The following is a 4,827-nucleotide window of genomic DNA, read 5'->3' on the forward strand; positions in this document are numbered from 1 at the left end:
ATCATTAACAGCGTCATATAAGTACGCATGGTGCTTAGCATAACATATTCAAACTTATCGGCGTTTAAGAACATGATGCCGTACATTACTACAAATGAAACCAGCATCATTAATCCGAATTTCAAATAATTACTTTTTTGCATAATTTATTTTTTTGGTTTGATTGTTTCTTTTACACTACCGCATTTAGGCATTTTTTCCCCTCCGTAAGGGTTTTGGATTTCTTCGATTTCTGCAAACCAGAATGCTCCCTCATTGTTAAAGGCCATGGGGCAGTGTTGTTTATAAATCGTTCCTTCAGCCAGGTTTTGTTTAAAAAGAGGTTCTACTTCATTAGTAAACTCTGAAAAGTGGCTCCTTAACTGTTCAATATCTTCGGATTTTGCCATTTTTTCTGAAAGCGACTTTAATTCAGGAAAATCCTCATCAAAACTGTCCGCAATATTTTCAGAAGCATCCTTTGCAGTGGCCAGATCATCATTAAAAAGGGCCGTTCTTACCTTTAAATAATAATGATAGACGGTACCGGTCATGCCATCTTTAAAGCTGCTGTCTGCGATATCGGGAATTTCTTCCTTCTTTTTTTCCACCTCTTCCGCAGTGTCTACTTCAACACTTTGTTCTTGTTTTTTATCAATACAGGCTGAAAAGACAAAAAACAGCAAGGGAAGGAACCAAATTTTTTTAATAGGTATCATAATGTAAATTGTTTGGTTTAAAATCTAAGTTATAACTTATTGAATGAGTCTTTTTTAAAGTTTTCATAAAAATGAGGACCTACTTAAAAAGCATAAATAATAATTCTTGTATTTGGTTGGCTTGCCGAATTTTAAAACCCGGCATTAAAATTTAGCACAAATCGAAAAATGGCTATCTGAAGGCTTTTTCATAATTTAGAAAAAAAGAAATAAGCAATGTCGGGAATATATTTACTAATTGGAATTCTGTTATTGCTAATAGCAATTCACGACTTTTTTTTCACCACGCTTTCCGGAAGTGGTGCGGGAATTCTATCCAGAAACATCTCTGTTATAGCTGATAAAATAATTAAAATCGGTGTAAAGGTCTTTGGTAGAAGTGCATACAACTACAATGGTTTATTCGTGAATTTGCTGATTCTTTTTTCTTGGTTACTCCTAATTTGGATCGGTTTGTTTTTGGTATATACCTCTAATCCGGAAGCCATTACAAACAGCAGCGGGAGAATTGCAAATCACTGGGAGCGCCTTTATTTTACCAGTTATACTCTTTCGACCCTTGGGATGGGAAATTTTAACCCTACAACGCCAGTATTTGAACTGCTAACCGGTTCCTTTTCGTTTTTTGGATTTATTTTCTTTACTAGCGCAATGACTTATTTTCTTTCTGTTGCTTCAGCATTGGTTAATAAAAGAAGTCTGTCGAAAAGCATATACGGTTTGGGAAAAAGGCCCCAGGAAATAGCCAAGAACATTTTATCATTTAATGCTTCCTTCAGTTATCAGCAAATCTTAGACCTACAAAAAATGATAGATCGGCATTCTGTTAATCATCACGCATATCCCGTTGTTCATTTTTACAGGCAGGAAAAGAAAAAAGATAGTTTTGGAATAAATATAGCTCGACTGGATGAAGCGGTTACCATACTATTAAATTCCCACGAAAGAAATAAATTCCACGAGGAATTACTCCTGTTACGAACTTCATTATCCGGTTTTTTCGAAGACATGGAGGGGAATTTCTCCCCCAACCAATCAACAGCAAAAGACATAACGGATTCGTTTAATTTCCCGCAGTTAGATTTTGAAAAAAATACTAAAGACCTTCAAAAGCGTAGACGCATTACAGGAGGTTTATTGGTAAGTGAAAATTTTAACTGGAAGGATGTTTATTCTAACAGTTAAGAACTTTAAAATTATAAGTAATGTTAAAAATAAAAGATAAATTATCTACAAAAGATAGATTGGTTTACTTGCTTTTATTTGCGGTAATAACAGTCTTTCTATTTTAGTTAACCTATAATTTCACTGATAGTATCGCCCCTCAGATTTCCAGAGATCGCTCTTGCTTTTATCAGGTTTTTTTTAGAAGTGCTTATCTCACTAATTTCATTCTGGACCTGAACTCCAAGAAATTCTTTTCATACGGTTCTCTATTGTAAAACTCCTTTTTCACTATTTCATAATCTAACATCCGCCTCCTTTTAAATCCTTAAATGATATTCATATCTCTAATTATTATTTTTCATCTGCTCTGTAATTTTCTCTTTCCAGGTATCCTTTAACCCACTATACCTTCAATACCGAATAAACGATTTCTCCTGGATTCGTCATCCAAGTCACAATATAGAATTAAATAATATCCGTTTAAGATTCTTGCCCAGAACCATAATTGAAGTAATCAATTGAAAAGTCAAGCATATCATCAATGTTTTCGACCTTTTCTCCAACAGTTTTATTACAGCCCCCAAATCTACCATAACTTAACTGCGCCGGATCCTATGCTGTTTTTATAGCGTACGGGAAGTTAAGTGTAAAGTAAAAACAGCATAGGGCGGAACCTACTTTTCATTCTGGAGTATTACTCCCTTTCTGAATTGGAATTTCTTTACTTAGCTGTTTATGTAATTTCTGGTTCTCATTTTGGCTTTCAATCACCTTATAGGTGAGATAACTAAGTGATATCAGTAGGGTAAGTAATACACTGAGGAGTAATCTTGCCAGGCTTTTAGGAAGGATATATGCCCTTTCCAGCTTTGAATGAATTAGTTCCAGATTTCCAGTTCTCGCATTTTCTTTTTGCTGTTGTATCTTAAGAAAGGAATTCAAATGTTTTTCTAATATCTCCGTACTCAGCGGCACACTGGTTTTATGCAACTTATTAGATAAATCTTCAAGGCGCTCCAGGGATGATTTAAAATCAGCCATCTCATCGGCCATCAGTTCCATAATTTCATCTAATTTTTTCATCCTTCAAACTTTTATAATCACATTCCTATTCCTGTATCCAATACTTTTTTTAAAGCTCCTTTTATAATGTCTTTAGTTATTTTGGAGGCAAGGTTGCTGCTTAATTGCACCGTTTTGTTTAGAATCAAAAGATTTTTTGGAGCTTCCTTTAATCTTGTAAAACTCTTGTTTTGTGAGATTACCGCAATTAATCTATTACCACTCATGGAACGGTCGACTTCACTGGCCTTAAGATTTACCCCTTTATATTCCATACGAAACCCCTGAAGCCTGTTGGCTTTATTGATTGTTGGAATAACCTCCACGTTGTAAGCTTTCATCTTATTCATATAATCATCCAGGGACTTTGGTTTTGTTTGCAATACCCGATCATGAATGCGCTTTATTTCCTGCCGAAGGCCTTTTAATTCCTGAAGCTTTTCTTTCTGTACTTCCTTAACCCGGGTAAGACCTAGTTCTTTAGCGACATTATCTGCAGCTATTTGGCTTCGTTTTCCAATAAAGCTGTCATTATAGGCCTTACCATTAAACCCAATTCTATTGGTATAGATATGAAGGTGGGTATGCGCTTTATCCCGGTGAACAAATCCTATGGACTGATGGTCCTGCAATCTTATTTCCTTTAAAAACTTTCGAGCGAGTTCTTCCAGGTCTTTATTGTTTAAATTCTTTCCGTCTTCAATCGTTGGGCTGACGATAAAACTTAAGGTATTCTTGTGACAGCGATAATTTTGTGACTGAATAAACTTAAACTCTTCGGCTATTTCCCCGGGATTATCTCCAATCACATATTCTCTTAGTACAATTTCAGCGTCTTTTCCCTGGTTCCAACCATAGGAGATAGATACCCTTGTTCCGGCAATGGCGTGTCCTTTCCCAATCATTTTTTAAAGTTTTTTAAATGTTCTCTTATTTCATTGGCCAGACTTTTTACGGTTATGGCCAGCTTTGGATCCCGCTTTTTAAACATATTCCCAATCCGGGAAAAATTGTTTTTATACTGAACCAGCATCTGGTATATTTCCAGTTGTTCAGGCGTAATTCGTTCTACAATATTCCTTTGAAAGGCCGCAGCTCGGATATATTCTGAAAGGGAAATTCCTGCCCTGGCCGCTCTTCTTTTTAGCAGCTTCTTCTCGTAGATCGAGCAGCGAACCTGGATGTATTCCCTTTTCATTTTTTTTCTTTAAAATCTTTGCAACCTTCGGGCGCAAAGCAAGATTGTCATGACAATGACACATCTTGCTTTGCTGCTCCTTATTGAAATTTCACGGAACAATTATTATTGCTTTTTTTCACGGAGATAAATAGTTAATCATTAGTAATCTTAACTTCTCACATTTTCAATTTTATAATTAAAACTGCGGAGGTAAGCCAAAAAAAATTTTCAGGGTTGGAAGAATTTATACTGTATAATTGCCAGGTTAAAAATTCTAATATTTCTATCCCACGATTTTTTGGCTTACTTCCAAATCCTATTTCCTGGACAAACCTCTTTTTTCTAAGCTGTAGCTTTTGCGAAAGCGTGGGAAATGTGGTGAGGACTTTTGAGTACTAATCATTCTCGCCAACTCCTCCCTTCCCATTTAATGATATTAAACATTTCCGGTAAGCGGTCTCCAATATGATTTCCATACCGAGAAGTAATCGCCGATGGGTTCTCATTGGTAGTCACAAAAGTTTTTAATTTCCTGCGATGTCGTTCAAAGAGTAAATTTCCAATGAGCTCTTCCCGGTTAAAGGCCTTATCTTCTTTACCCAGATCATCCAGATACAATTTACCGTGGTAATAGTTTTCCAGTTTAAAATTGCTGGTTTTATCCCTCTGTGATTCATAATACTGAGTAAGCAAGTGAACCGTGGAAATGCGTGGGAACCA

Annotated in this window: 5 protein-coding genes and 1 pseudogene; 1 reads left to right on the forward strand and 5 read right to left on the reverse strand. The window is 35.9% G+C overall.

Annotated features, from left to right (window positions below; all coding sequences use genetic code 11):
• Positions 1-146 precede the first annotated feature (146 nt).
• A complete protein-coding gene (locus VIM94_RS08465; RefSeq protein ID WP_332038863.1) occupies positions 147-698 on the reverse strand; it encodes a DUF3347 domain-containing protein in 552 nt (183 codons plus the stop codon).
• A gap of 216 nt (positions 699-914) precedes the next feature.
• On the opposite strand from VIM94_RS08465, the gene VIM94_RS08470 reads away from it, so the two are divergent.
• Positions 915-1,883 (forward strand): ion channel, encoded by a 969-nt coding sequence (locus VIM94_RS08470; protein ID WP_332038864.1) that lies wholly within the window; start codon positions 915-917, stop codon positions 1,881-1,883.
• A gap of 663 nt (positions 1,884-2,546) precedes the next feature.
• On the opposite strand, the gene VIM94_RS08475 is transcribed toward VIM94_RS08470, so the two are convergent.
• The 4 genes and pseudogenes from VIM94_RS08475 to VIM94_RS08490 all read right to left on the reverse strand — a co-directional run.
• A complete protein-coding gene (locus VIM94_RS08475) occupies positions 2,547-2,948 on the reverse strand; it encodes a DUF6730 family protein (RefSeq protein ID WP_332038865.1) in 402 nt (133 codons plus the stop codon).
• Between the two features lie 17 nt (positions 2,949-2,965).
• Entirely contained in the window at positions 2,966-3,832 is an 867-nt protein-coding gene (locus VIM94_RS08480; RefSeq protein ID WP_332038866.1) for a relaxase/mobilization nuclease domain-containing protein, read from the reverse strand.
• The gene (gene mbpA / locus VIM94_RS08485; protein WP_332038867.1) at positions 3,829-4,125 is read right to left on the reverse strand and encodes a mobilization protein MbpA; all 297 of its coding nucleotides are present in this window, start codon (positions 4,123-4,125) and stop codon (positions 3,829-3,831) included. Before mbpA ends, VIM94_RS08480 begins: the two co-directional genes overlap by 4 nt.
• Positions 4,126-4,506: 381 nt before the next feature.
• A pseudogene (locus VIM94_RS08490) lies at positions 4,507-4,827 on the reverse strand (hypothetical protein); the annotation flags it as partial.

Origin of the sequence: Salegentibacter sp. (genome assembly GCF_036568425.1) — a bacterium.
GTDB lineage: Bacteria > Bacteroidota > Bacteroidia > Flavobacteriales > Flavobacteriaceae > Salegentibacter.

Coding starts and splice junctions, on each gene's coding strand:
- VIM94_RS08465 (WP_332038863.1), bottom strand. CDS start 698: ATGATACCTATTAAAAAAATTTGGTTCCTTCCCTTGCTGTTTTTTGTC.
- VIM94_RS08470 (WP_332038864.1), top strand. CDS start 915: ATGTCGGGAATATATTTACTAATTGGAATTCTGTTATTGCTAATAGCA.
- VIM94_RS08475 (WP_332038865.1), bottom strand. CDS start 2,948: ATGAAAAAATTAGATGAAATTATGGAACTGATGGCCGATGAGATGGCT.
- VIM94_RS08480 (WP_332038866.1), bottom strand. CDS start 3,832: ATGATTGGGAAAGGACACGCCATTGCCGGAACAAGGGTATCTATCTCC.
- mbpA (WP_332038867.1), bottom strand. CDS start 4,125: ATGAAAAGGGAATACATCCAGGTTCGCTGCTCGATCTACGAGAAGAAG.